The sequence below is a fragment of the Nocardia elegans NBRC 108235 genome (assembly GCF_001612845.1).
GTDB lineage: Bacteria > Actinomycetota > Actinomycetes > Mycobacteriales > Mycobacteriaceae > Nocardia > Nocardia nova.
In genome coordinates, this window is the sequence record NZ_BDBF01000012.1 from 122,996 (window position 1) to 149,384 (window position 26,389).

Below are 26,389 nucleotides of genomic sequence, written 5' to 3' on the forward strand. Positions count from 1 at the left end.
CGACCGCTGCGCGCCGGTTTCAGCTCTGGAGCAGGCTCCGTTCGGCGACCTTGTCGAACCACGGCGCCGCCTGCTCGACCTGGGCGGCGATCTTGATCAGTGTCGATTCTCCGCCCAATGGGGCCACGAGTTGGACCCCCAGGGGAAGTCCGTCGGCGGTCCAGTGCAGCGGCAGGGAGATCGCGGGTCTGCCGGTGATATTGGCGAGCTGGGTGTAGGGCACCCAGCCGAGATTATTGTTGATCAAGTCGTCGACGATCGAGGTGTGCTTGAGCAGGCCGGCGGTACGGATCTTGAGAATCGCGTCGGTCACGCGTTGGAGCGACTTCGGCAATTCGAACTCCCCGATCTTGGGCGGCGGGGTGGCCATCGTGGGCGTCAGCAGCAGATCGTGGGTCCGGAAGTACTCGGTCAGTCGACGCGCATGGCCGTGCCGGGCCTCGACGGCGGCGACGTACTCCGGGCCTCGGGTCGCATTGCCCAACGCCGCCATGACCAGGGTGTCGCGTTCGAACCCCTCGTTGCCGCAGCCGGAGATCCGGCGCGCGTCGGCGACCTCGTAGGCGATGTAGACGAACCAGGTGAGCAAGAACTCGCCGGCCAGGGCCGCGTCGTCGAACGGTGCCTCTTCCAGGATTTCCACCTGGTGACCCAGGTCGGTCAGCACTCGCGTTGCCGCCTCGACCGCCGCGTAGGCCTCGGGGTCGGGTTCGGGCGTAATGGCTGTCGGGATCCGCACGCCGATCCGAAGCCGGCCGGGATCCTGGCCTACCGCGTCGCGGTAGGGCCCGGCCACCGCCGGCTGAAACGGACCCCACGATTCCCCGCCGGCGATGACATCGAGCATCCCGGCGGTGTCGCGGACCGAGCGCGTGACGACCCCTTGAACAGCGGCGCCGTGCATGAGTTCTCCGATCCCCGGCCCCATGGGGGTCACCCCGCGTCCCGGTTTCAGACCCACGAGCCCGCAGCAACCGGCCGGAATCCGGATCGAACCGCCGCCGTCGTTCGCACCGGCGGCGGGAACGATGCCCGCCGCGACCGCCGCCGCGGAACCGCCCGACGACCCACCCGGCGTTCGCGACAGGTCCCACGGATTTCGGGTCGGTCCCCAGAGCTCGGGCTCGGTGATCGCCTTGGCGCCGAACTCGGGCATGTTGGTCTTGCCGAAGATCATCAGGCCGGCGTCGAGCCACCGCTGAACGATCGTCGCGTGCTCGGTCGCCGGAGTCGTGCGCAACGACCGCGATCCCTGCGAGGACGGGAGCCCGGCATAGTCCATTCCGAGATCCTTGATGAGGAACGGGACACCGGCGAAGGCTCCCGTGCGCTCCGCGTCGGCCGAGCACGGGACGTCGGCGATGATCGCGTTGATCCGCGGGTTCACCTCGGCGGCGCGTTCCCGGGCTGATGCCAGCAGCTCGGCGGCCGTGACCTCCTTCTTCGCGACCAGTTCCGCGAGGCCGGTGGCGTCGTGTCGGCGGTACTCCTCGAAATTCACCTGCACTCCTGATTTCGCTCGACCGGTCACACCACGCGCGCGAGTTCCAGCGTCCGCTCGAACTCTACGACGAGCGACGCACGCCCGGAGCAATACCGATGGTTCATCGAAGCCGTCCTTCCGAACGGCTTGTCCCCCGGTCGAGACCGCCCCCGTGGCCGTCGGACGGGAACCCGAGCGCGCCGACGGCTCCGACCACGCGAACGGTTCGGCCGTGACACACCAAGACGACCGAATCCGCCCTTCGCGCACCGCTTCCGGTCTACCGTAATAATGGGTCGTCTTGTACTGCCCGTGTGGTGCACCGATCGAGGGTTGGTGAGTCGGATGATCTCTACATCTATGCTCGACGAACTGTACGAAAGCGCGGAAAAGGACGGTGTCGCACTACGAATCGGCACGATCATCGATCGCGGCGGGGAGGTTCTGCTGCTGGAACGTGACGACAGCGGCCCCATCAAGGCCACCCTCAAACTTCCCGGCACCACCGTCGAACCCGGCGAGCCGCTGGACGCGGCCGTGGCCCGCGGCGTTGCCACCGAGACCGGGCTGATCGTCACCCGAATCCGTTGCCACGTAGGCTCTTTCGACTATCTTTCGCCCGGCGGAAAACCGGTCCGCCGCCTGCATTTCGCCGTCGACGTGGCCGCCACGTACCCCATCCGCCTGTCCGTGCACAGCGCCTACACCTGGGCGCCACTGGGCAGCGACCTGCGCGTGACTCCTTCTATCCGCCGCATCCTCGAGGACTACCGCAAACTTGCCGAGGCTCGAACCCCGTTGTCGGAAACCTTGGGATGAGGATGGCCTCGGCTCTCCCCGGTTCGCACAGACAGGTCAGCTGTGCTCGTGCGAACCGTGCGGCAGCCACACACGTTCGGCCCGGATGCTCGCCTCCGGGGTGAAGTAGTCGCCGGTCCGCAGGTCGTCGAGCAATGTCGCGTGGTGAGGCTTCCACCCGAGCAGCGCTCGGGTGTGGTAGCTGGAGACCGGGACGTCGAGGGAGAAGAATCGGGCCAGGAAGGGGTTCCCGAGATGCGCGGCGGCCTGGTCGAGGGTCAGCGAAGCGGTGGGGATGTCGAGCATGTGCGCGATCTGCTCCGCGATACTTCTGATCGTGACAGCGCTTTCGCCGACGCCGTGGAGCACGCTGCCGGCGGGAGCCTTCTCGAGGGCCAACCGGAACAAGACCGCGGCGTCGGCGCGGTGGACCGCCGGCCACCGATTGGCGCCCTCGCCGATGTAGGCCGAGACTCCTGACCTGCGCGCGGCCGCGATGAGAGCCGGAATGAACCCGTAGTCGCCGGGTCCGTGCACGGTCGGCGCGAGTCGTACCACGCCGGCTCGCACCCCGGACTCGGCGAAACTCAGACAGGTCTGCTCGCCGGCAATGCGAAATGCGGCGACCGAATCGGGGTCCGGCGCCTCGAGCTCGGTGCTGACCTGGCCGGCCTTGGTAACCAAAGTGCCCGAGGTGCTGACAAGGGGCTTGCCGGAGCCGGCCAGTGCCTGCCCGAGTGCCTCGATCGCGCCGCAGTCGCGGCGAATGAGGTCAGCCGGATCTGCGTAGTCGCCCCCGTAGGCCATGTGCAGGACACCGTCGGCGGCTGCCGCGCCACTCCGCAGACTGTCGAGGTCGTCCAGGGAACCGGGATGCGGTGTGGCACCCAATGATTCGAGCCGCGCGGCGGCTGCCTTCGAGCGGGCCAGACCGGTCACGGTGTGGCCGGCCGCGATGAGTTCGGTGACGACTGCGGGCCCGGTCTGACCGGTGCCACCGGTGACGAAGACATGCATGGAACCCTCCATTTTTATGCCATTCACTGGCGCTACTTATCGCCAGTCACTGACTCTACGCGTAGCGCCAGTCACTGACACAACGTGACGCCAGTCACTGACACATCGCGGTAGGCTCGGAGAATGCCACGAAGCGGAGCAGAGGTGCGTCGCCGCCTGCAGCAGGCAGCCCTCGAACTGTACCGGGAACGAGGGTTCGACCAGACCACAGCGGCAGAGATCGCCGCGCGGGCCGGGGTCAACGAGCGCACCTTCTTCCGGCACTTCCCCGACAAGCGTGAGGTGCTCTTCGACGGCGAAGCCGACCTACGCACCAGCCTGACGCAGGCGATCGCCGAAGCACCTCAGGACCTGAGCCCGTTCGAGGTACTGCTGTGCGCCTTCCGGAAATCCGCCCGGAATCTCGAACGCAACCGCCCGTTCTCCGATCCTCGATGGCAAGTGATCGGGGCGACCCCAGCGCTGCGCGAGCGCGAGCTGGCCAAACACGCGTGGCTCACCGAGGCCGTGGCGGAGGCGCTGCGACACCGTGGCATCGACGCCGGTCCGGCCGACCTGGCCGCCCGAACCGGCTGGGCCACTTATCAATACGCGGTTCACGCCTGGATCGACGACCCCGCCGACGGTCTGGACGCGCATCTCTGCCGCGCCTTCCACGACTTGCGCACCCTCTCCGCCGACGCACCGATACAGGCAGGCTCCGAACGCTGACCGGCCGCTCGCGTTTCGCTATTCAGGCGATACGGACCGTCCGGTCGGCTTGACTGCGATCCACTGCGCGACCGGTAGATGCGGGCGCCAGGCCGTGAATCCGCCGAGCGGCTCACCCCGGTAGATCTGGAATTTCCGCAGCTCGCCGCCGTGCGTCGCGGCCCAGCGCAGCAACAGCGCCTCGGATTCCGCGGTCACGGCGTTGGCGACCAGCCGTCCACCCGGCCGCAGCCGGTCCCAGCATGTCGCGAACAGTCCGTCCTGAGTGAGGCCGCCGCCGAGGAAGATCGCGTCCGGCGCCGGATCACCGGCCGCGGGCAATTCGGCGGGCGCCTCGCCGCGCACGACGATCGCGGGCACTCCGAGCGCCGCGGCGTTGGCCGCGATCTGGTCGCGCCGCGCGGCACTGCGCTCGAATGTGATTGCGCGGCAGTCGGGATGGGTGCGGCACCATTCGATCGCGATGGTGCCCGACCCGCCGCCCACATCCCACAGCAGTTCGCCGGGAGTCGGGGCGAGCGCGGCGATCGACAGGGTGCGGACCTCCGCCTTCGTCAGCTGTCCGTCGCCGCCGTACGAGGCATCCGGCAGACCCGGCAGACGGGTGAGCCGGGGGGCGGCCGGATCGCGAACGGCCTCGACGGCGACGATGTTCAACGGATCACCGGGCGGCCGCGACCACCGCGCTGCCGTCGATGCGACGATCCGTTCCCCGGGGCCACCGAGTTGCTCCAGTACGGTGAGCCGCGATGCGCCGAAACCGTTGCACCGCAACAGTTCCGCCACCCGCGCCGGAGAATGCTCGTCCGCGCTGAGCACCAGCAGCCGCCGGGCGTCGGCGAGTTCCGGCAGAACCGTTTCGAGGGGGCGGCCGACGATGCTCACCACCGGTGTGTGTGCACTCGCCCACCCCAGTCGTGCACAGGCCAGCGTGGCCGACGACGGCTGGGGGTAGACCCGGATAGCCTGCGGCCCCAGCATTGTCGCCAGCGTGACGCCGATGCCGTAGAACATGGGGTCTCCGCTGGCCAGTACGCAGATACGCGAACCACGATGCGCGGCAAACAGTTCCGGCAGCGCGGGCCACAGCGGTGACGGCCAGGCTCGGCGATCGGCTGTGGTCGCGTCGGCCGGGACCAGGTCCAGCTGGCGGCGCGATCCGAAAAGTACCTGGGCCGAGGCGATCTCGGCGCACACGCGCGGGCTCAACCCCGGCCAGCCGTCGGCGCCGATGCCCACCACCGCGATCACGCGATCGTTCTCCGGCGCGTCCGGCGCGTCTCCGGTTGCGAGACTAGGTGTTTCGCCTGTCATACTGTCACCGGCCGCGGTCGCGACGCTGCCGCGCAGACAGGCAGCGCTTCCGCCGCGCCTACCGCTTCTGCCGCGCCTACAGACAACGCTCGCCCCGCGGCGATAGACAACGCTCCACCCGCGACGACGGACGACGCTCCACCCGCGCCGACGGGCAGCGTCCTCGCCGTGCAGGCACGCAGCGGCACTGCCGTGCTTTCGGCGCAGCGGCTCTGCCGGGCAGACGGTGTGGGCGCGCGCATCACCGGGGCATCCGGCGCCAGACGGCCCGAGGCACCAATCGGGCTACGGCAGCGGCGGGTCCCAACGCTCGCGGTACCCAGACGCTGGTGGCGCGGCGGCGTAGAGCGGCGACTGCCGCTTCCGCCACCTGATCGGGCGTACTCGACAGCGGCGCCGGGCTCATCCCCGCGGTCATCCGGCCGATGACGAAACCGGGACGCACCAGCAACACATGGACTCCGCTGCCGTGCAATGCATCCGACAGTCCGGAGGCGAATCCGTCCAGTCCCGCCTTACTCGAGCCGTAAACGTAGTTGGCGCGCCGCACCCGCGCCCCCGCGATCGAACTGAACACCACCAGCTGGCCGCCGCCCTGGGCGCGCAGCAGATTCGCCAGCACGGTCAGCAGGCTCACCTGCGCGACGAAGTCGGTATGCAGTACCGCGACGGCGGCGGCCGGATCCTGTTCGGCGCGGGCCTGATCGCCCAATATCCCGAACGCCAGGATCGCCACCCCGATCCGGCCGTGGTCGGCGGCCAGTTTCTCCAGCAGCGGCTGATGGCCGGACAGGTCGTCGGCGTCGAACTCGACCGGATGGACCGCCCGGGCACCCGCCGCGCGCAGCATCGCGGTCTCCTCGTTCAGCCGATCGCTGCGGCGCGCCGCGAGCACAACCTCGCGGTCCGCGCAGATCCTGCGGACGACCTCGAGTCCCATCTCGCTGCGCCCGCCGAACAGCACGATCACCCCGTCGTCGACCTCACGCACACCCATGGCGCATAGTCTGCCATCGGCGCCGGTTGCTAGCGTCGCAGCCATGACGAGTACCGCGGCCGCACGCATCGACCTGTCTCCCAGCGCGCTGGAATTCGTGACCGAACGGCATCTGGCCACGCTCACCACGCTGCGTGCGGACGGTACACCGCACGTGGTCGCGGTCGGCTTCACCTGGGATCCCGAGGCCGGCATCGCCCGGGTGATCACCAGTGGTCCCAGCACCAAGGCGCGCAACGCGGACCGGCGCGGATACGCCGCGCTGAGCCAGGTCGACGGCCCGCGCTGGCTCACCCTCGAGGGCCCGGCCGAGGTCTGGACCGAACGCGATCGGGTCGCCGAGGCCGAAGCTCGCTACGCCGAGCGATACCGCACCCCGCGGGAGAACCCGCAGCGCGTGGTCATCGCTGTGCGTGTCGCGCGAGTGTTGTCGAGCAGCACATTGCGCGGCTGAGCGACGCCGGTCAGCCGCACGGGGCACGGTCACACGCGAGGCCGCCGCACCATGCCGGTCTCCGCGGACCGTGCCGGATCTATCGTCCGACGGCGTCCATCGCTTCCGGCACGTCCGCCGCGACCCGAGCCGGCAGGCCTTACAGCACGGTCAAACTGTGCGGGCGCCGGTTCACCGATTCGCCGCCGTCTTCGGTGACCAGCACGATGTCCTCGATCCGGGCGCCCCATTCGCCGCCGAAGTAGATGCCCGGCTCGATGCTGAACGCCATCCCCTGCCGCAGCACGGTCTCGTTGCCCGCCACGATGTAGGGCTCCTCGTGCACCGACAGCCCGATGCCGTGGCCGGTGCGGTGAATGAACGCCTCGCCGAAACCCGCCTCGGACAACAGGTTTCGCGCCGCGGCGTCGACGGATTCGGCGGTGACGCCCGGTCGCACCGCGGCCACGGCGGCGGCCTGCGCACGTTCGAGTGCGGCGTAGCGTTCGGCGATCTCCGGATCGGGCTCGCCCAGGACGTAGGTGCGGGTGGAATCGGAGAAATATCCGGGCTCGACGGGCCCGCCGATATCGATGACCACCACGTCACCTGCTTCGATGATCCGGTCGGAATGGCTGTGGTGCGGGTTGGCGCCATTGGGTCCGCTGCCGACGATGACGAAATCGGCGCGGTCGTGTCCCTCCTCGACGATCGCGGCGGTGATGTCGGCGGCGACCTCGGCCTCGGTGCGGCCCGGCTGCAACCACTCACCCATCCGGGCATGGACCCGGTCGATGGCCGCACCCGCGCGGCGCAGAGCGTCGATCTCGGCGGCATCCTTGATCATCCGCAACTCGCGGATGATCGGGGTCGCCGACACCGGCAGTGCCGTCAGCGCATCCGCGATCGGAAGCAGATGCAGGGCGGGCATGGCATCGTCGACCGCGACTCGCGCGCCCGCGTTCAGCGTCGATTTCACGACCCCGTACGGGTCCACGCCGTCCACCCACGACGCCATGTGCAATCCGAGCTCACCGGCGGCCGAGCCGTCCAGCGCGGCCAGCTCCAGCTTCGGCACCACCACCGACGGGGTTTCACCGCTGGCCGGGACGACCAGACAGGTGAGCCGCTCGAAGGATTGCGCGGCCGACCCCAGCAGATATCGCAGATCCGGTCCGGGCGTGATCAGCAGCGCGTCCAGATGCGCCGCGCGGGTCAGCTCCGCCGCCCGTTCCAGCCGCTTGCCGTAGATCTCGGCACCGAATCGTGACTCCGTATGCGCGCTCATGCGATACGACGTTACCCGCCACGCCGGACGCGGTCGGGCTATCACGACGTTCGCGACCGGGTCGTGGCCCGATTGTCGGTGCGGCCCGGTAGCGTCTGCGCCATGCTCACCTCCAGTGCGAGTGACCGGCCACTGCTGCTGCTCGACGGCGCCAGCCTGTGGTTCCGGGCGTTCTACGCCATCCCGGAGAAGATCACCGCGCCCGACGGCCGGCCGGTGAACGCACTGCGCGGTTTCACCGATATGGTCGCCGCGCTGATCACCCGGCACAATCCGGGCCGCCTGGTGGTGTGCCTCGACCTCGATTGGCGCCCGGCCTTCCGCGTCGAGCTCGTGCCCTCCTACAAGGCCCACCGGCTCGACACCGGCGCCGACGCCCAGCCCGGCGCCGAGGAGGTGCCCGACACCCTCACTCCACAGGTCGACATGATCGCCGAGGTGCTGGAGGCGGCCGGAATCGCGACCGCCGGTGCGGCCGGCCTGGAGGCCGACGACGTGATCGGCACCCTCGCCACCCGCGAACGCGACAACGAGGTGATCGTGGTCAGCGGTGACCGCGATCTGCTGCAGGTGGTGCGCGCCGACGCACCACCCGTCCACGTCTTCTACGTGGGCCGCGGGCTGGCCAAGGCCGAGCTCTGGGGCCCTGCCGAGGTGGCCGCGAAATACGGTGTGCCGCAAGAGAATGCGGGTCCTGCCTATGCCGATATGGCGACCCTGCGCGGCGATGCGTCCGACGGCCTGCCCGGCGTCGCGGGGATCGGCGACAAATCCGCCGCCACACTGATCTCGCGGTACGGCTCGCTCGAAGCGCTCGTGGCCGCCGTCGCCGACCCCGCCTCCGATCTGGCGCGCGGCGTGCGCGCGAAACTCGCTGCGGCCGAAGACTATCTGAAAGCGGCAGCGCCCGTGGTGCGGGTCGTCCGCGATGCCGAGGTCGAACTGTCCGGCCCCGACCTACTCCCCGCCGAACCGGCCGACCCGGACGGCCTGCGCGCGCTCGCCACCGCCTACAACGCCGAAAGCCCCGTCAAGCGACTGACCGCCGCCCTCGCGGCGAAAGCCTGACGCCCGCTGTTCGTCACCGTCGCGAAAAGCATTGACGGTCACCAGCTCTCGTGACAGTGAAGGCCCGGCGGCCGTCGAACACGATGGCATTCGCACGGCCGTCGGTCGGTCTCACGCTCGCGCCGCTCAGTTGGGGCGGCCGACCTCGTAGGTTCCGTCGTCCTTGGTGATCTTGACCGTGACCTTCTTCTGCTCGCCCCCGACCTTCAGGGTGCAGTCGAAGGTGCCACCGACCTCGACCTTCTGCCCCGAGGGGCAGCTGACGTTCTGGACGTCGTCGATGCCGTAGGAATCCTTGAGAACCTTCTGCACACCGTCCTGCACGGCCTTGTTGTCCAGTTTGTCGCTGCCGAGGAAGACGAAGGCGAGGACCACGGCGACGACCACCACGACCAGTACGCCGATACCGCCGAAGAGCAGGCCCTTCTTCGACTTCTTGGCGGGCGTGGTGCTCAGCTGCGGTTCCTGCATCCCCCACTGCTGCGACTGGTCGGGCTGCTGCGCCCATCCCTGCTGAGTGGGCTGCTGCGCCCACTGCTGCTGCGACGGCTGCGGCGGCTGTCCCCACTGCTGCTGGGTCGGCTCCCACGGCTGCGCCTGGGCCGGTTGCTGCTGGGGCCAGGACGGCTGGCTCTGGCCACCCCACTGCGGCTGCTGCGGCTGCTGCGGCTGCTGCTGTTGCGGGGCCCACTGCTGCTGCGACGGTGCGGGTTGGGCCCACTGGGGCTGCTGCGGCTGCTGGCCACCCCACTGCGGCGGCGGTCCGGACTGGCCGGGCTGCGGCTGCCCCGACCACTGCTGGGTCGGATCGCTGCTGTGGCCCTCCCCTGGGCCAGGGGTCTCGTTCGGTCCGTACGGGCCGCTCATGTGCCTGCCTCCACTCGCACTCGTCGTCTCACATCCCCCCGCGTGAGGTGATCAGGCCCTCACCACGGTCGGTACCGGTAGTCATCCAATCACAGCCCGGCACGCTACGCGGCGTCCACCGCCACAACGCCACGCCGGATGGCACGCACCGACTTGGCGGCGGTGGCGGCGATTTCGGTGTCGTCGGCGGTCTGGTGGATCTGGTCGAGCAGATCGATCACCTGCCGGCACCAGCGCACGAAGTCGCCCGCCGACAACGCACTGCCCTGATCACCACTGGCCAGCAACGATTCGGCCAATCCGTCGCCGCGGGCCCATTTGTAGATGCCGGTGACGAAGCCCAGATCCGGTTCCCGGGTCGGCGGCAGTTTGTGCTTGGCCTCGTCGGTGCGCAGCTGGCTCCACACGCCGATGGTAGCGCCGACCGCGCGCCGCACCGGCTCGGTCGGCCCGGACGGCCCGAGGTAGCCGCCCTCCTGCCGCGACTCGAAGACCAGCACCGACACCACGCCCGCGAGCTCGGCGGCACCGAGCCCGCGCCAGAGCCCCTGCCGAAGGCATTCGGCCACAACGAGATCCGCCTCGGTGTAGATCCGGGCGAGCCGCCGGCCGTCGGCGGTGACCTCCCCGCCGTCGACATAGCCACGCTCACTCAGGAGCGCGACGATCCGATCGAAGGTGCGCGCGAGCGAATTCGTTGTCGCAGCGACCTTCTGGCGCATCGACTCGGTCTCGCGCTCGAGCCGGTTGTAGCGCTCCCCCAGCCGGGCCAGCTGCTCTCGGTCGGGCCGGGAGTGGGCGGGATGAGCCCGCAGCGCCCGCCGCAATGTCGCCAGTTCCCGGTCGTCGGCCGCGCGGGCACGACCACCGCGCCGGCCCCGCCCGGGTACGGCGATTCCGGTGCTGCGCAACGCCGAGGCCAGATCGCGGCGCGCCCGCGCGGTGCGGTGGTCGACGTGGCGGGGCAGCCGCATCCGGCCCAACGGCTGAGCGGGGGTCGGGAAGTCGGCGGCCGAGACGCGGCCGGCCCAGGTGTCGGCGGTCAGCACCAGCGGCCGTGGATCGCCCGGACTCGCGTCCGGTTCCAGGATCACCGCGAGACCCTGGCGGCGCCCGGTCGGAATGGCTACCACGTCACCGCGCCGCAGCGAGGTCAGCGACTCGACCGCCGCCCCGCGCCGGTCGGCGCGGCCCTGGCGTTCCAGTTCGCGTTCACGCTGTTTGATCCGCTCCCGCAGCGACAGATATTCGAGGAATCCGTCGTCGCCGATCTGCGAGCGCAGCTTGCGCACCTGCGCCTCGTTGCGCTCGATACCGCGGACCAGGCCCACCACCGAGCGGTCGGCCTGAAACTGCGCGAACGAGCGCTCCAGCAGCTCTCGCGACTGCGCGGCGCCCATCCGGTCGATCAGGTTGATCGACATGTTGTAACCGGGCCGGAAGGAGCTGCGCAGCGGATAGGTGCGGGTCGAGGCCAGGCCCGCGACGGCGCTGGTGTCGACATCGGGGTGCCACATCACCACCGCGTGACCCTCGATGTCGATGCCGCGCCGCCCGGCTCGGCCGGTCAGCTGCGTGTACTCGCCGGGAGTCAGCTCGGCATGGGTTTCGCCGTTGAACTTCACCAGCCGTTCCAGCACCACCGTGCGTGCCGGCATATTGATGCCGAGAGCCAGTGTCTCCGTGGCGAATACGGCCCGTACCAACCCGCGGACGAACAGTTCCTCCACGGTATGCCGGAAGGCGGGCAGCATGCCGGCGTGATGGGCGGCCAGCCCGCGGAAGAGCGCCTCCCGCCATTCCCAGTAGCCGAGCACATCGAGGTCGGCGCGCGGCAGATCGCCGGTATGGCGTTCGATCACCGCCTCGATCTCCGCCGCCTCCTCGGGACGGCTCAGATCCAGGCGCGAGCGCAGGCACTGGGCGAGGGCGCCGTCGCAGCCGGCCCGGCTGAAGATGAATGTGATCGCCGGCAACAGCCCTTCCTCGTCGAGGCGGGCGAGCATCTCCGGGCGCGGCAGCGGCCGGAAGTCCCGGCGCGGACCGCCGCGGTGGCGCGGACCGGACCAGCCGTTCATTCGGTCGGCGGCCTCGCGATGTTTGATGTAGCGAACCAGATCCTCGTCGACGAGAATTTTCTGATCGCTGGACTTCGTATCGAACAGATCGAACAGCCGCCGCCCGACCATGACGTGCTGCCACAGCGGCACCGGCCGCGTCTCGTCGACGATGACCGCGGTATCGCCCCGCACGGTCTCCATCCACGCGCCGAACTCCTCGGCGTTGCTGACCGTCGCCGACAGGCTCACCAGCCGCACCTCCGGCGGCAGATGCAGGATGACCTCCTCCCACACCGCGCCGCGGAAGCGGTCGGCCAGATAGTGCACCTCGTCCATGACGACGAACGACAGCGCGTGCAGCGCGTCCGAACCCGCGTAGAGCATGTTGCGCAGCACTTCGGTGGTCATGACCACGACCGGGGCGTCCGGATTGATCGACTGGTCACCGGTCAGCAGTCCGACCGCGTCGCGGCCGTAGCGATCCACCAGATCGGCGTACTTCTGATTCGACAGCGCCTTGATCGGAGTGGTGTAGAAGCACTTGCCACCGGCCGCGCGGGCCAGGTGCACGGCGAATTCCCCGACGACGGTCTTACCGGCGCCGGTCGGCGCGCACACCAGCACACTGTGCCCGTTCTCCAGCGCCACGCAGGCCTGCTGTTGGAACGGGTCCAGGGAGAATTTCAGGTCGGCGGCGAATGCCGCGAGTTCGCCAGTCAGCGACGGTTGTCCCACGCTCAGAGGGTATCGGAGTAGTCCGACACCGGGCGCGGAGTTTTCGGCGCGGGCTCGGCCGAGACCGGTCCGCTCGCCGTCACAGGACGGGCCGGCTCCACCGGGCTCACCCCGTCCAGGTCGTCGGGTCCGACCAGCGGGGAGGCCTCGTCGTCGGACAGCGCGCCCCAGTTGTCGCCCCGGCGCGCGCGGCGTCGGTCGTTGAGCCGCGCGATCTGCACGGCCACCTCGAACAACACCGTGAGCGCGGCGGCCAGCGCCAGCATCGAGAAGGGATCCTGCGGGGTGACGATCGCGGCGAAGACGAACAGCCCGAAGATCATGCCGCGGCGCCACTTCTTGAGCCGCTCGTAGGTCAGCACGCCCACCATGTTCAGCCCGATGATCAGCAGCGGTGTCTCGAAGCTGACGCCGAAGATGATCAGCAGCTTGATGATGAATCCGAAGTACTGACTACCGCTCAGCGCGGTGATCTGCACATTGCTGCCGATTCCCATCAGGAAGCTCAGCGCGTGCGCCACCACCCAGTACGCGAGCACCGCGCCGGTGACGAACAGCACCACGCCGGAGGCGACGAAGCTGATCGCGTACTTGCGCTCCTTGGCGTAGAGGCCGGGCGTGACGAACGCCCACAGCTGGTACAGCCAGATCGGGCAGGCCATCACCACACCCGCGGTGAAGGCGACCTTGAACCGCAGCATGAACTGTTCGAACGGTGCGGTGGCCAGCAGCCGGCAGGCGCCGTCGGTGGTCAGTTGCGCACGATGTTCCGGCGGCAGCGAACAGTACGGGCCGCGCAGCAGATCACCCAGGCTCTCGATACCCAGGAAGGAGTGCGAGTACCAGAGGAATCCGAGGATTGTGGTCAGCGCCACCGCCAGCAACGACTTCAACAGTCGCGAACGCAACTCTTGCAGATGTTCGACCAACGACATGGTGCCGTCGGGATTCGTCCTGCGCCGGCTACGGCGGGGGTCGAACGGAATGCGCATGGATGTGACTGCCTCGCTGATCACCTGGCCGGATCCGGATGAAACGCCCAACCGCCATCGCACCGCCACCCCGCGGGCGTTGCCGGGGTGACGGCCTCGGGACGGACCGGATCAGGCCGTGTGACGATCCTTGTCGGCCTGCGGGGCCGGATTCACCGGCTGGGCAGGCGGCAGTTCCGCCGCGGGCGCCGACTGCTGCGCGGTGCCGGACGCGTTCGCCGACCCCGTATTCGCAGAACCCGCGTTCGCCGAGCCCTCGGAATGCATCTCGCTCATCTCGCTCTTGAAGATGCGCAAGGACCGTCCGAGACCCCGGGCGGCGTCGGGCAGCCGCTTGGCGCCGAACAGCAGCAGGATCACCAACGCAATGATGAGCCAGTGCGTCGGGCTCAATGAACCCATCGAAAACCTCCCAAGACTGTGGTATGTCCGATGCTACCGGACCCCGATCCGACGACTGCGCGCGTCGTCACCCGTGGAACGGCCGGATACCGGCGCGGGTTCAGCGCGATACCGGTCCCGGTGCCGCCGCGGTCGCGGCCCAGCGCAGCTCCGCGAGCAGGTCCGGGCCGGTCCAGCGTCGTTCGTCGCCGCTCTCGGCGGTCCGGATCAAGGCGACCAGCCGCGCGTTCACCGGGGTAGGCACGGCCACCATCCGGCCCAGCTCGACGATCTCCCCACAGAGCCAATCTATTTCGGTGCGCCGGCCCAGGGCCAGATCGTCGGCCATCGACGAGCGCGCCATCGGGTCCACCGCGAGCACCCGTCCGGCCACCCGCTCGAAGACGGCATCGGGAACGGTCAGCAGGCGGGCCATCACGCGCGGCGGCAGGACGGTCAACCGCGCGGGACGGATCCGGGCCCGCCGCATCACCGCGAGTGCCTCATTCTGGGCCAGCGCCAGGCAGCGCCGGTAGTCGCGGGTGGCCAGTTCCTCGCGCAGCGGCCGGCCCGACAGCGCGTTGATCGCGTTGTTGAGGTTGAGCAACAGCTTGGCCCATTGCACCGGGCGCAGATCGGAATGGCGGTCCAGGGGCAACCCGGCCCGCTCGAACAGCGGCGCGAATCGAGACAGCGCCGGATCGTCGGACACCGCCACGGTGCCGTCGGTCCCGCGATGGAAATGGCCGGGGCCGCTGTGGACGACGTTGAACATCACCATGCCCGCCGAGACCACCGCCGCGGGCAGCACCTCCCGGATCGCCGCATCGTTGCCGATGCCGTTCTGCAGGCTGATCACCGCCGTGTCCGCGCGCACCCGATCGCGCAGCTGCGCCGCCGCCTGGGCGGTCTGCGCCGATTTCACGGTGACCAGCACCAGATCGGCGGTGGCCGCGCTGTCCGGTTCGGTCTCGGTGCGGAAACCGCTCGCCGCGACGCGGTCGTCGCCGCCGTCCAGATCGGTCAGCCGCAATCCGTGGGTGCCGATCTCGTCCAGCAGCCGCGGGCGGCCGACGAAACTCACCTCGGCACCGGCGGCGGCGAGCTTGCCACCGACGAACAGACCGATGCTTCCGGCGCCGAGCACCGTCACCCGGAACGTCACGCGGGCCCGACCTCCTCGACCATGTTGCGGTCGTATCCGAGATCGCCGACGTGGTCGTAGGCGGCCAGCGCCGCGGCCGAACGTTCCCGCACCGCGCTCACCAGCTCGGGCGGTCCCAGCACGGTGACACCCGAACCGAAGCCGAGCAGCAGTCGCGCGATCCAGCCGAGCGTGGCGAACCGCATGGTGGCCTCGACGCTGCCGTCGGGGTGCACCACCACCGGATGCATCGGATACTGGTCCAGCACCCACCCGTAGTCGGCACGAATCCGCAAGCGCGCCAACGCAACTGCCGGATCGTCGGAGAACAGGTCGAGACCCGCGGACTCCTCGGTGGCGTGACTGGGCGGGTTCGCCGCCTCCTCGAGTTCGGTGGCCTCCTCGATCCGGTCGAACCGAAACAGCCGTACCCCCTCGGCCTGCCGGCACCAGGCCTGTAGGTAGGAGTTGTTGTCCACCAGCACGATTCGGATCGGATCGACGACGCGTTCGGACACCACATCCCGGCTCGCCGAGTAGTACACCAGCCGCAGCGCGCGCCCGTCGGCCAGCGCGGACCGCACGGTGGTCACCGCCGGCGCCTCGGCCGGTTCCGCGGTGTCGGGTTCGCTGCGATGCCCCGCCTCGCCGGAGATGGCGGATTCGATCTTGGCGGTGGCCGACCGGGCGGCCGTGGGATCGACCATGCCCGGCAGATCCGCGATCGACCGCAGGGCCACCAGCAGCGCCGTCGCCTCGATCGAGGTCAGCCGCAGCGGCCGCTCGATACCGGCGGAGAAGGTGACCTCGATGCTCTCCTCGGAGAACGACAGATCGATCAGATCACCGGGACCGTAGCCGGGCAGTCCGCACATCCAGAGCTGATTGAGGTCGCTCATCAGCTGTTTGGTGCTGACACCGAGTTCCGCGGCCGCCTCGGGCGCACTGATCCCCGGATTCGCGAGGAAGTACGGGACCATATTCAGCAGCCGGGACAGCCGCGTCGACAATCTGCTGCTCATCGCCGCACCCCCGCCCGGGCCGTCGCGACGCTCGCGCGTCTCATGCCGACACCTCCGTCCGTTCCAGTACCGACCGCAGCCGCGCGATCACATCGGCCCGCAGATCCTCCGGGGCCAGTACCAGCGCATCCGGGCCGAGACCGGTGATCAGCCGCGCCAGCCAGTCCCGCGACCGCACCGGCACCTCCACCACCGAACCCGGGCGCCCGGCGACCGTCTCCTCGGCGATCACCACCCCCAGCCGGCGGATCTCCTGGCCGCGGCCCTGCGCCACCCACACCGTCGCCGATCCGCTCACCGGCGCCGCACCCGTCACCTGCGCCACGATCCGGCGCAGATCCACATCCGCCGGTTTGTGCACCGCATTCTCGGGCCCGTACACCTCCACCTCCACCCCGATCCGCGACAGCCGGAAGGTTCGCACCGCATCCCGGTCGCGGTCGTGGCCGACCAGATACCATCGCCCGTGCCGGGTCACCACACCCCACGGCTCCACATCGCGCGTGGTGTAGGGCGCGTTGTGGGTGACCCGATGCTCGAATCGCACCGCCCGCCCCGCATCGATGGCCGCCAGCAGTTTGCCCAGCGCGGCCTCCGACCCGCGAGTGCGCGCCGGTACCGCGGGCACCGACGCCGAGGCCGCGTCCGCGTCGACGTGCACGCCGGCGGCCCGCAACTTGAGCACGGCGCTCTCCGCGGCACTGGCCAACTCCGGGGACTCCCACAACTGCACCGCCACCGCGACCGCCGCCGCTTCCGCGCTGGTCAGATCGATATCGGGCAGTTCGTAGGCATCGCGATTGATGCGATAGCCCTCCTGCCCGGAGAACCGGCCCACCGGGCCGACCTCGAGCGGGATCCCCAGATCCCGCAGTTCGTTCTTGTCGCGCTCGAACATCCGGCTGAACGCCTCGTCGCTGGCCGACTCCTCGTAGCCGGCAACGCTGTCGCGAATGCGCTCCGCGGTCAGGAACTGCCGGGTCGACAGCAGCGCGATCACCAGATTCATCAGCCGCTCGACCTTGGAAATCGCCACCCGACACAGAGTAATCGGACTCCCGGAACGACGGTGCACCACCGCACCGATCCGCGCCGGGATATCGCTGCCGGAATCCGGATCGACCGGCCCCGCGGACCACCGCGGGCCGACACCTCACATCGAGGCGATCAACCGATCCACGCGCTCGTCCACGGACCGGAAGGGGTCCTTGCACAAGACCGTGCGCTGCGCCTGATCGTTCAGCTTCAGATGCACCCAGTCGACGGTGAAATCGCGACCCGCCTCCTGCGCGGCGGTGATGAAATCACCGCGCAGTTTGGCCCGCGTCGTCTGCGGCGGGGTCGTCACCGCGGCATCGACCGCCTCGTCCTCGGTGATCCGCTTGACCAGACCCTTGCGCTGCAGCAGATCGAACACCCCGCGACCGCGCTTGATGTCGTGATAGGCCAGATCCAGCTGGGCGATCTTCGGATCCGACAACTCCATCGAGTACCGGTCCTGGTAGCGCTGGAACAGCTTGCGCTTGATCACCCAGTCGATCTCGGTGTCGACCTTCGCGAAATCCTGCGCCTCGACCGCGTCGAGCGTGCGCCCCCACAGGTCCACCACGGCGTCCACCTGCGGATCGCGCTCGCGATTGCGCAGATGCTCGACCGCGCGGGCGTAGTACTCGCGCTGGATGTCGAGCGCGCTGGCCTGGCGGCCACCCGCCAGCCGCACCGGTCGCCGGCCGGTCAGATCGTGGCTGACCTCGCGGATCGCGCGGATCGGATTGTCGAGCGCGAAATCGCGGAACGACACCCCGGCCTCGATCATCTCCAGCACCAGCGCCGCGGTGCCCACCTTCAGCATGGTGGTGGGTTCGGCCATATTCGAGTCGCCGACGATCACATGCAGGCGGCGGTACTTCTCCGCGTCGGCATGCGGCTCGTCACGAGTGTTGATGATCGGCCGCGACCGCGTGGTCGCCGACGACACCCCCTCCCAGATGTGCTCGGCCCGCTGCGACAGGCAGAACGTGGCCGCCTTGGGCGTCTGCAGGATCTTTCCGGCACCGCAGATCAGCTGCCTGGTCACCAGGAACGGCAACAGCACATCCGAGATCCGGGAGAACTCGCCGGCCCGCACCACGAGGAAGTTCTCGTGGCACCCGTAGGAGTTGCCCGCCGAATCGGTGTTGTTCTTGAACAGATAGATGTCACCGCCGATCCCCTCCTCCGCCAAGCGCTGCTCGGCATCGATCAGCAACTCCTCGAGCACCCGCTCACCCGCGCGATCGTGGGTGACCAGCTGAACCAGCGAGTCACATTCGGCCGTCGCATACTCCGGATGGGAACCGACATCGAGATAGAGCCGCGCTCCGTTGCGGAGAAATACGTTCGAACTACGGCCCCAGGACACCACCCGGCGGAACAGATACCGGGCCACCTCGTCAGGACTCAACCGACGGTGACCGTGGAACGTGCACGTCACCCCGAACTCGGTCTCGATCCCCATAATTCGTCGCTGCACACCATCGACATTACGGCAAAGCGAACGGCGAAAGTGGCTGTGCGAGCAAGCGGTTGCATACGGGTTCACAACAATATGGGCTGCACTCGATGGCGCCGTCTCCGGCAGCGCGGGCTGTGCGGCTCCCCGGCCTGGTCGTCGGGCGCCCCACCGCATACCCGTCCGTGGGGCACAGAGCGGACGCTCGATGACGACGAGACCGCAAAGCAGCAGGTCGCGGGCGCGGACGAGAAGTCGCCGGGACCGAGCGTACACCTGCGGCTACCTGCACGGACGCCCGCGGCAGGCAACGCGGAGACGACGACGCCCGGCCCCCTTCACGCGATCGGAATGGGGCCGGGCGTCCAGGTCGAGCGCTACCAGCGGTTACGGGTTGGAGGGGTCGCCGGCGGAGGGAGTCTCCGGCTCGGCGTTCTCCTCACCCGCACTCGCCGCACCGTCGGCGGAGAGCAGCGTCTCCAGTGTGGCGTGCGGAACGCGGCGGAAGGCCCGGCGCGGACGGGCCTGCTCCAGGGTCGCCACCTCCAGCGAGGACACCGCGATACCACGCTTGTCCTTGTCGCTGTTGTCCGGCGACCCCTTCTGCAGGGCGTCCACGGCGGTGCGTATCGCGGCCCGCAATTCCAGGCCCGGCTGGAACGTGTCCTTGAGCGCGGTACTGATCGGGTCGGTATTGCCGCCCATCACCACGAAGTCGCGCTCGTCGACGATGGAGCCGTCGAAGTTGATCCGGTACAGGACCGAATTCGACGCCTGCTCCGGATAGCCGACCTCACCGATGCAGATCTCGACCTCGTAGGGCTTGAGCTGGTCGGTGAAGATCGTGCCCAGGGTGGAGGCGTACATGTTCGCCAGCGCCCGCCCGGTCACATCTCGCCGGTCGTACTGGTATCCACGCAGGTCGGCCTGCAGGATTCCACCACGACGCAGACTTTCGAACTCGTTGTACTTGCCGACCGCAGCGAAGCCGATGCGGTCGTAGAGTTCGCTCACCTTGTGCAGCGTCGCCGAGGGATTCTCGGCGACGAACAGCACACCCTTGTCGTACACCAGCACCACGACACTGCGTCCCCGGGCGATACCTTTGCGCGCAAGTTCGGTCTTGTCGCGCATGATCTGTTCGGCCGACGCGTAGTACGGCAGTGTCATGGACGCACACTCCCTTCTTCGGCCACCCGCTCGTCGACGATCGAGCGCGCGATCTGCTCGAGCCGATCGCCCGAAACCTCCAGCGCACCTTCGGCATTGATGACGATCGCCGTCGGATAGATGCCGCGCTGCAGATCCGGACCGCCGGTGGCGGTGTCGTCGTCCGAGGCGTCCAGCAGCGATTCGACGGCGATGCGCAGGGCGCGATCCTCGTCCATGTCGCGGCTGTAGGTCTTCTTCAACGACGACTTGGCGAACATCGAGCCCGAGCCGGTGGCGGTGTAGCCGAAGCGCTCTTCGCTGCGGCCGCCGACCACGTCGTAGGACACGATGCGGCCGGCCCGCTCCGGATCGGTGGCCTCGAGGTCGTAACCGACCAGAATCGGCACCACCGCCAGGCCCTGCAGTGCCGCGGGCAGATTGTCGCGAACCATCTTCGACAGCTTGTTGGCCTTACCGTCGAAGGTCAGCGGCACGCCCTCGATCTTCTCGTAATACTCCAGCTCCACCGCGAACAGGCGGATCATCTCGACCGCCACACCCGCGGTACCGGCGATGCCGGCCGCGGAGAAGGTGTCGGTGATGTACACCTTCTCCATATCGCGGCTGGCCAGCAGGTTGCCCTGGGTGGCCCGGCGGTCGCCGGCGATCAGCACACCGCCGCGGTAGGTCACCGCGACGATCGTGGTGCCGTGCGGCGCCAGGTCTCCGGCCGAACCGTTACCCCCGGACGCGCGCCCGAAACCGTTGCCGGGCAACAGTTCCGGCGCGTTTTCGCGCAGATATTCGGAGAATGACGAGAGGGCGTACCCCATGTGGAGCCGCAAGGGGTCACCTGATGTCACTGGCCGCCTTTCTGGACGTAGGCACGCACGAAGTCCTCCGCGTTCTCCTCGAGCACGTCATCGATCTCGTCGAGCAGGTCGTCGGTCTCCTCGGCCAGCTTTTCGCGGCGCTCCTGTCCCGCGGCCTCGACACCGGCCGCGTCGTCGTCCTCGTCGCCACCACCGGCGCGCTTGGTCTGCTCTTGTGCCATAGCAGCCGACCTCCTCTGTACTGATCATCGGCGAGCATCGGAAACCTCCGATGCTCGTCCCTCAACACTACCCAGCGACGGTGACAACATGCCGGATTACATCGCAATGTGCCCCCGCCGCAACGTCACAGCACGCCGTGCCACCCCGGCACGAACGCACCGCCGGCGGCCCGGCCGCCCGGTCAGGACGTGAGCTGCTTGACCAGTTCGGCGGCCGTACCGGCGCCCTCGAGCAACTTGCCGACGTGGGATTTCGTCCCGCGGCGCGGTTCCAGGGTGGGAATGCGGACCAGCGAGTCGCCGCCCAGGTCGAAGATCACCGAATCCCAGCTCGCCGCGGCGATATCGGCGCCGAAGCGGCGCAGGCATTCGCCCCGGAAGTAGGCGCGGGTGTCGGTCGGCGGGTTGGTCATCGCGTCGGTGACCTGCTGTTCGGACACCAGCCGCTCCATCGAACCGCGCGCCACCAGGCGGTTGTAGAGGCCCTTGTCCAGGCGCACATCGGAGTACTGCAGATCCATCAGATGCAGTTTCGGCGCCGCCCAGCCCAGGCCCTCGCGGCTGCGCATGCCCTCGAGCAGGCGCAGTTTGGCCGGCCAGTCGAGCAGGTGCGCGCAGTCCATGGGGTCGCGTTCGAGCAGGTCGAGCACGTGCGCCCACTTCTCCAGCACATCGGTGACGCGGGCGTCGTCGGTGCCCTCGCGGTCGTGGAACTTCTCCACCCGGTCGAGGTAGATCCGTTGCAGCGCAAGGCCGGTCAGTTCGCGGCCGTCCACCAACGCGACCGTGGCACGCAGGCTCGGGTCGTGGCTGATGGTGTGCACGGCGGTGACCGGACGCGCCAGCTGCAGATCCGACAGGTCCTCGCCGGCCTCGATCAGATCCAGCACCAGCGCGGTGGTGCCGACCTTGAGGTAGGTCGACCATTCCGCCAGGTTGGCGTCGCCGATGATCACGTGCAGGCGGCGGTACTTGTCGGCGTCGGCGTGCGGTTCGTCGCGGGTGTTGATGATGCCGCGCTTGAGGGTGGTCTCCAGGCCGACCTCGACCTCGATGTAGTCCGAGCGCTGCGACAGCTGGAATCCGGCATGGTCGCCGGACTGCCCGATGCCGACCCGCCCCGACCCGGTGACCACCTGGCGGGAGACGAAGAACGGCGTCAGGCCGACGATGATCTGATTGAACGGCGTATCGCGGTTCATCAGATAGTTCTCGTGGGTGCCGTAGGAGGCACCCTTACCGTCGACGTTGTTCTTGTACAGCTGCATGCGCGGCGCACCCGGCACGCTGGAGGCATAGCGGGCGGCGGCCTCCATGACCCGCTCACCGGCCTTGTCCCAGATCACCGCGTCCAGCGGGTCCACGACCTCCGGAGCCGAATATTCGGGGTGGGCGTGGTCGACGTAGAGGCGGGCGCCGTTGGTGAGGATCATGTTCGCCGCGCCGACCTCGTCGGCGTCGATCACCGGCGCCGGCCCGTTGAGCCGGCCCAGGTCGAAGCCGCGGGCATCGCGCAGCGGCGATTCCACCTCGTAGTCCCAGCGCGTGCGCTTGGCCCGGGGTACGCCCTCGGCCGCCGCGTAGGCCAGCACCGCCTGGGTGGACGTGAGAATCGGGTTCGCCGAGGGTTCCGTCGGTGTCGAGATGCCGTACTCGACCTCGATTCCGATGATGCGCTGCATGGGTCGAGCCTAGGCGACGCGCGGGATCCCCGGGGCCGCCCGGGTGCGGTGGCCCGTCACCGCAGCGCTGCGCGCCGCGAATTCAGTTGACCGCCAGCGGGTCCGAGGCCGCGGCATCGGACCGGGCGACCAGATCGGCGACGGTGGCGTCCCGGTCCAGCGGAACCCCCAGACTGCGCGCATTGCTCTCCAGCAGCCCGAGCACCGATTCGGTCACGATCGCCTCGATCTGCTCCGATCCCAGCGCCGAAGCGGTGTCTGCGCGCCAGCTGTTGACCACGCCGTCGACGAAGCCGACGATGCCGAAGGCCATCGGCCGGGCCCGTACAGGATCGATCCCGACGCGCGCGGCGGCGGTGGCGAACAGATCCGCGAGCCGGGCGCCGATGCGGTCGCGGGCCCCGGCCAGCGCGAGCGACGAATCTCCTTGCGGGGCACTCGCCGCCAGGAAGCGGTGCAGCTGCGGATGCGATGCCACCCATCCGACATAGGTGCCGACCGCCCCCCGCACCGCGTCTTTGACCGTGCCGTCCGCCCGCAGCGTCGGAAGCAGTTGTTCGAGTAGCGATTCCAGGATCCGGCCGCGAATCTGCTCGTCCAGATCGGTCCGCCCGTCGAAGTGGCGGTACACCACCGGACGCGGCAGGCCCAGCCGGTCGGCGATCTGCTGGACCGACACCTCGGCGCCGTTCTCCTCGATTACCGCGACCGCGGCCTCGATCACCTCGGCACGCCGCCGCTGTTTGTGCCCGTTCCAGCGGGTACTGCGACCGTCCACACCGGCCGCGGCGGACCGTTCCGCACGCCGCGGGGGCCGCTGTCCACCGGTTTCACTCACATGTCAACGATACTCATGCGGTATTGACCGATACATGCCGTCTCACTAACCTTGGTGTTACAGCCTGTCTCGGTAATTCGATTCGTTTGGAGCGCAGTCATGGGCAACGACGCCACCCTGCTCCCGCGGGATACCTTCGCGCAGCGCCTGCTGCTCGGTTCGGTCCGCAAGTCCTACGACCCGGTGGTCGATCTGGACTGGGACGCGCCACTGGATCCGGACAAGTTCTTCCTGCCGCCGGAGGTGGTCTCGCTCTACGGCACCGCACTGTGGGAGGGGATGTCGCCGGAGCAGCGGCGCGAACTGTCGCGGCAGGAGCTCGCGAACATCCTCTCGGTGGGAATCTGGTTCGAGAACATCCTGAACCGGCTGCTGTTGCGGGAGTTGATGAACGGCGACCCCACCTCGCACCGCTCGCACTACACGCTGACCGAGATGGGCGACGAATGCCGGCACATGACCATGTTCGGCAAGTTGATCGACCGCATCGACGCCCGGCCCTATTGGCCCAAAGCTCCTGCCCGGCTGGCGATCTCGTCGCTGCAGCTGGTTCTGCACGGCCCTATGGTGTGGGTGGGCGCGTTGGTCGGCGAGGAGATCTTCGACGCGCTGCAACGCCGCACCATCGACGATCCGCAGTTGCAGCCGGTGGTGGCGCGCACGTTCCGCGTCCACGTCACCGAGGAGGCGCGTCACATCGGCTTCGCCCGCGACGCACTCGCCCGTCGCGTGCCGGCGATGTCGCGGGCGGAACGCGCCTATGTGCGCCTGTGTGTCGCCGTGGCCGCACCGCTGTTCGTCCGGCTGATCACCAACCGGCATATGTACATTCGGGCCGGCCTGGACGGGCGGGCGGCCACGCGGGCCGCGCTGGCCAATCCGCACGCGCATCGCATGCTCGCGGCCGGGGCCGCCGACCTCGGCGCATTTCTGGACGAGAACGGTCTGCTCGGCCCGATCGGCAAGCGGGTCTGGCGGCGGCGGGGGTTGCTCGGATGAGGCCGGTCCGGCACAGCCCGGGTGGCGTGGCCGTCGTCGCTGCCCGGCCGTCGGCTCCGATCGTCGCGGCGACGCTGCGGCGCAACGGAATGCGCGATCTCACCGTCCTCGGCTCGACCTCGCGCACGGCCGATCGGCCGCCGCCCGCGGTGCACACCATGGAATTCGACGGCGCACATGACCTCTGGCGGCTGCGTTCCGACGACGGCACGACCACGGCCGCCGTGGTGGTCCTCGCCGATGCCGACCTCGACCCGCGCCGCGTCGCCGGAGTCGGTGCCGACCTGCATACGCTGCTGGCCGGTGGCCGGGTGGCCCATCTCGGCACGACGATGCACGAGATGCCCAACCTGTTCTGGACCCACTCACCCGCCGGCGCGAACTGGCCGCACCATCCGGTGCAGGCCCGCGCCGAATACGCCGCGCGCTGCATCGCGGCGATGCGCCGGGCCGGTTGTAGCCGGATCCAGCTGCGACGTGCCGTCCAACACGAATCGGCTCGCCGCTGGGCGGCGAATCCCCGCCCCGGCCGGCGGCTGCCGCGACCGGATTCCGATCACTTCGACACGACCGTCGCCGCCGAGCGGGCGCCCGCCTACGAGTACGCCGGTCCGGCCGTACTCGACGCGCCGGGCGCCGAACTCGCGGTGACGGTCGCGCTGAACGGGCATCCGGACCCGATCGACGGCCACTACCACTGGTACGGCCGTCTCAGCGCCGCGGAGCCGGACCGCCTGCCCGATCCGGGGCGCGGTGCGGTATCGCTGCGCATCCCGGGCGGCGAGCCCGCCCCGGGCCGGCTGCAGGAGCGCGACCCGTGGGGACATCTGCGGATCGCCGGAATCGGACGACCCCCGTTTCCCCTGGCGGACAACGGCATTCACTGAGAACGGGCGGTCAGCCCGGGATCTTGTCCAGGAATCCGTGCACGCGGGCGATGCGATCACCGTCGAGAACGACCACATCGAAGCCCACGATCAGCGGTTCGGCGCCGGGAGTGCCCAGCGTCCACGTGAATCGCAGCTGGTCGTGGTGTCCGTCGACCGGTCCGAGACCGAATCGCATACCGGCGAACTGTTCCCGGACGCCGGCGATCATCTCGTCGATCGCGGCGACTCCTTCGACGGCCGCGAGCGGATCGGTGTAGGTGGCATCCGGCCGGTACAGCTCGTCGAGCAGTTTGCGCCGGGCCGGGGCCTCGGCTTCGTTCCAGGTGTCGATGTAGCGCTGGGCGACGGTGTCGTAGGTGCTGGTGGTGGTTTCGTTTTCGCTCATATGACGAGCATGTCGCAGTGCGCGCGCCCGGTCGATTACCCGTCGGGTAATGCCGCGCCACACCGAAGTCGTTGCCGCGCAGCCGGTCTGGACCTCCGGCCGCGCGGCCCGGGAAGGATTACAGCACCGATTTCAGCGATTGCCCGTCCCGCGCGACGACGGCCCGGCCGTCGGGGGTGACCACGATCGGTCGCTGGATCAGCTTCGGGTTGCTCGCCAGCGTCTCGATCCACTGCTCGCGATCGGCCTCCGTCCGCGACCAGCCCGCCATACCGAGCTCTTTGGCCTCCGGTTCACCGGTGCGGGTGATGTCCCAGGGCTCCAGGCCGAGCTGGGCCAGAACCTCGCGCAGATCCGCCACGGTCGGCGGATCGTCGAGATACTGCCGCTCGATGTAGTCCACCCCGGCCTCGTCCAGCGCGGCTTTGGCCGCGCGGCTCTTGGAACAGCGAGGGTTGTGCCAGATCTGCGTGTGCCCGGAAGTCATAGCCGAAACCCTAGCGCGCCGGCCCGGTCGCGATGAAGGAGCTAATTTGCCCGAAAGGCAAACCTTCCTGTCGTGCACTATTGAAGTGACTCGCACTTTCG

General features: G+C 69.0%; 26 protein-coding genes. 6 read left to right on the plus strand and 20 right to left on the minus strand.

What is annotated here, in order from left to right; genetic code table 11:
- Positions 1-19 precede the first annotated feature (19 nt).
- Positions 20-1,501, minus strand: a complete 1,482-nt coding sequence (locus NE2_RS10490) for an amidase (RefSeq protein WP_063025792.1) — start codon at positions 1,499-1,501, stop codon at positions 20-22.
- Positions 1,502-1,828: 327 nt separating this feature from the next.
- On the opposite strand from NE2_RS10490, the gene NE2_RS10495 reads away from it, so the two are divergent.
- Complete coding sequence (locus tag NE2_RS10495; RefSeq protein ID WP_036525998.1) at positions 1,829-2,302, plus strand: NUDIX hydrolase; 474 nt, start codon at positions 1,829-1,831, stop codon at positions 2,300-2,302.
- A gap of 36 nt (positions 2,303-2,338) precedes the next feature.
- Here the strand turns inward: NE2_RS10495 and NE2_RS10500 are convergent, their stop codons facing one another.
- Positions 2,339-3,298, minus strand: coding sequence for an SDR family oxidoreductase (locus NE2_RS10500; RefSeq protein WP_063025793.1), 960 nt, complete (start codon positions 3,296-3,298; stop codon positions 2,339-2,341).
- 123 nt (positions 3,299-3,421) lie between these two features.
- Here NE2_RS10500 and NE2_RS10505 point away from each other — a divergent pair, with 123 nt between their 5' ends.
- Entirely contained in the window at positions 3,422-4,009 is a 588-nt protein-coding gene (locus tag NE2_RS10505) for a TetR family transcriptional regulator (RefSeq protein WP_063025747.1), read from the plus strand.
- A gap of 18 nt (positions 4,010-4,027) precedes the next feature.
- On the opposite strand, the gene cbiE is transcribed toward NE2_RS10505, so the two are convergent.
- Positions 4,028-5,323, minus strand: coding sequence for a precorrin-6y C5,15-methyltransferase (decarboxylating) subunit CbiE (gene cbiE, locus NE2_RS10510; RefSeq protein WP_084493947.1), 1,296 nt, complete (start codon positions 5,321-5,323; stop codon positions 4,028-4,030).
- Positions 5,324-5,564: 241 nt separating this feature from the next.
- On the minus strand, positions 5,565-6,320 hold the full coding sequence (dprE2, locus tag NE2_RS10515) for a decaprenylphospho-beta-D-erythro-pentofuranosid-2-ulose 2-reductase (protein ID WP_174553926.1): 756 nt from the start codon (positions 6,318-6,320) through the stop codon (positions 5,565-5,567).
- A 43-nt stretch (positions 6,321-6,363) separates the two neighbouring features.
- Between dprE2 and NE2_RS10520 the strand changes: the two genes are divergently transcribed.
- A complete protein-coding gene (locus NE2_RS10520) occupies positions 6,364-6,774 on the plus strand; it encodes a TIGR03618 family F420-dependent PPOX class oxidoreductase (protein WP_063025749.1) in 411 nt (136 codons plus the stop codon).
- 139 nt (positions 6,775-6,913) lie between these two features.
- Here the strand turns inward: NE2_RS10520 and NE2_RS10525 are convergent, their stop codons facing one another.
- Complete coding sequence (locus tag NE2_RS10525) at positions 6,914-8,041, minus strand: M24 family metallopeptidase (protein ID WP_063025750.1); 1,128 nt, start codon at positions 8,039-8,041, stop codon at positions 6,914-6,916.
- A gap of 102 nt (positions 8,042-8,143) precedes the next feature.
- Here NE2_RS10525 and NE2_RS10530 point away from each other — a divergent pair, with 102 nt between their 5' ends.
- The gene (locus tag NE2_RS10530; RefSeq protein ID WP_063025751.1) at positions 8,144-9,109 is read left to right on the plus strand and encodes a 5'-3' exonuclease; all 966 of its coding nucleotides are present in this window, start codon (positions 8,144-8,146) and stop codon (positions 9,107-9,109) included.
- A gap of 126 nt (positions 9,110-9,235) precedes the next feature.
- Here NE2_RS10530 and NE2_RS34895 read toward each other — a convergent pair whose 3' ends face one another.
- The 13 genes from NE2_RS34895 to NE2_RS10595 all read right to left on the minus strand — a co-directional run bounded on the left by NE2_RS34895 (position 9,236) and on the right by NE2_RS10595 (position 23,527).
- Positions 9,236-9,976, minus strand: coding sequence for a DUF4333 domain-containing protein (locus NE2_RS34895; protein ID WP_063025752.1), 741 nt, complete (start codon positions 9,974-9,976; stop codon positions 9,236-9,238).
- Positions 9,977-10,080: 104 nt separating this feature from the next.
- Positions 10,081-12,777: a DEAD/DEAH box helicase gene (locus NE2_RS10540; RefSeq protein WP_063025796.1), complete on the minus strand. Its 2,697-nt coding sequence runs from the start codon at positions 12,775-12,777 to the stop codon at positions 10,081-10,083.
- Positions 12,774-13,763, minus strand: coding sequence for a twin-arginine translocase subunit TatC (gene tatC, locus NE2_RS10545; RefSeq protein WP_063025795.1), 990 nt, complete (start codon positions 13,761-13,763; stop codon positions 12,774-12,776). Before tatC ends, NE2_RS10540 begins: the two co-directional genes overlap by 4 nt.
- 111 nt (positions 13,764-13,874) lie before the next feature.
- Positions 13,875-14,165: a Sec-independent protein translocase subunit TatA gene (gene tatA / locus NE2_RS10550; protein WP_062997181.1), complete on the minus strand. Its 291-nt coding sequence runs from the start codon at positions 14,163-14,165 to the stop codon at positions 13,875-13,877.
- Between the two features lie 100 nt (positions 14,166-14,265).
- On the minus strand, positions 14,266-15,309 hold the full coding sequence (locus NE2_RS10555; protein WP_063025753.1) for a 2-dehydropantoate 2-reductase: 1,044 nt from the start codon (positions 15,307-15,309) through the stop codon (positions 14,266-14,268).
- Complete coding sequence (locus NE2_RS10560) at positions 15,306-16,310, minus strand: helix-turn-helix transcriptional regulator (RefSeq protein ID WP_030518118.1); 1,005 nt, start codon at positions 16,308-16,310, stop codon at positions 15,306-15,308. The genes NE2_RS10555 and NE2_RS10560 overlap by 4 nt, the downstream gene beginning before the upstream one ends.
- A 40-nt stretch (positions 16,311-16,350) precedes the next feature.
- A complete protein-coding gene (locus NE2_RS10565) occupies positions 16,351-17,346 on the minus strand; it encodes a helix-turn-helix transcriptional regulator (protein ID WP_084493948.1) in 996 nt (331 codons plus the stop codon).
- A gap of 117 nt (positions 17,347-17,463) precedes the next feature.
- A complete protein-coding gene (gene pafA / locus NE2_RS10570) occupies positions 17,464-18,822 on the minus strand; it encodes a Pup--protein ligase (protein WP_181320965.1) in 1,359 nt (452 codons plus the stop codon).
- A 366-nt stretch (positions 18,823-19,188) separates the two neighbouring features.
- The gene (prcA, locus tag NE2_RS10575) at positions 19,189-19,971 is read right to left on the minus strand and encodes a proteasome subunit alpha (protein WP_063025754.1); all 783 of its coding nucleotides are present in this window, start codon (positions 19,969-19,971) and stop codon (positions 19,189-19,191) included.
- On the minus strand, positions 19,968-20,786 hold the full coding sequence (gene prcB, locus NE2_RS10580) for a proteasome subunit beta (protein ID WP_063025755.1): 819 nt from the start codon (positions 20,784-20,786) through the stop codon (positions 19,968-19,970). Before prcB ends, prcA begins: the two co-directional genes overlap by 4 nt.
- Positions 20,787-20,812: 26 nt before the next feature.
- Positions 20,813-21,007 carry a ubiquitin-like protein Pup gene (locus NE2_RS10585; protein WP_030518123.1) on the minus strand — a complete coding sequence of 65 codons (195 nt, stop codon included), beginning with the start codon at positions 21,005-21,007 and terminating at the stop codon, positions 20,813-20,815.
- Positions 21,008-21,189: 182 nt separating this feature from the next.
- The gene (dop, locus tag NE2_RS10590) at positions 21,190-22,689 is read right to left on the minus strand and encodes a depupylase/deamidase Dop (protein ID WP_030518124.1); all 1,500 of its coding nucleotides are present in this window, start codon (positions 22,687-22,689) and stop codon (positions 21,190-21,192) included.
- Between the two features lie 82 nt (positions 22,690-22,771).
- Positions 22,772-23,527 carry a TetR/AcrR family transcriptional regulator gene (locus NE2_RS10595; RefSeq protein ID WP_063025756.1) on the minus strand — a complete coding sequence of 252 codons (756 nt, stop codon included), beginning with the start codon at positions 23,525-23,527 and terminating at the stop codon, positions 22,772-22,774.
- Positions 23,528-23,626: 99 nt separating this feature from the next.
- Here NE2_RS10595 and NE2_RS10600 point away from each other — a divergent pair, with 99 nt between their 5' ends.
- Both NE2_RS10600 and NE2_RS37025 read left to right on the plus strand, forming a co-directional pair.
- Positions 23,627-24,526, plus strand: a complete 900-nt coding sequence (locus NE2_RS10600) for an AurF N-oxygenase family protein (protein WP_063025757.1) — start codon at positions 23,627-23,629, stop codon at positions 24,524-24,526.
- A complete protein-coding gene (locus NE2_RS37025; protein WP_233429731.1) occupies positions 24,523-25,413 on the plus strand; it encodes a DUF4873 domain-containing protein in 891 nt (296 codons plus the stop codon). The genes NE2_RS10600 and NE2_RS37025 overlap by 4 nt, the downstream gene beginning before the upstream one ends.
- A gap of 10 nt (positions 25,414-25,423) precedes the next feature.
- Here the strand turns inward: NE2_RS37025 and NE2_RS10610 are convergent, their stop codons facing one another.
- Together NE2_RS10610 and NE2_RS10615 are read right to left on the minus strand one after the other, a co-directional pair.
- On the minus strand, positions 25,424-25,801 hold the full coding sequence (locus NE2_RS10610; RefSeq protein WP_063025758.1) for a nuclear transport factor 2 family protein: 378 nt from the start codon (positions 25,799-25,801) through the stop codon (positions 25,424-25,426).
- 118 nt (positions 25,802-25,919) lie between these two features.
- Positions 25,920-26,288 carry an arsenate reductase family protein gene (locus NE2_RS10615; protein ID WP_063025759.1) on the minus strand — a complete coding sequence of 123 codons (369 nt, stop codon included), beginning with the start codon at positions 26,286-26,288 and terminating at the stop codon, positions 25,920-25,922.
- Between the last annotated feature and the right edge of the window lie 101 nt (positions 26,289-26,389).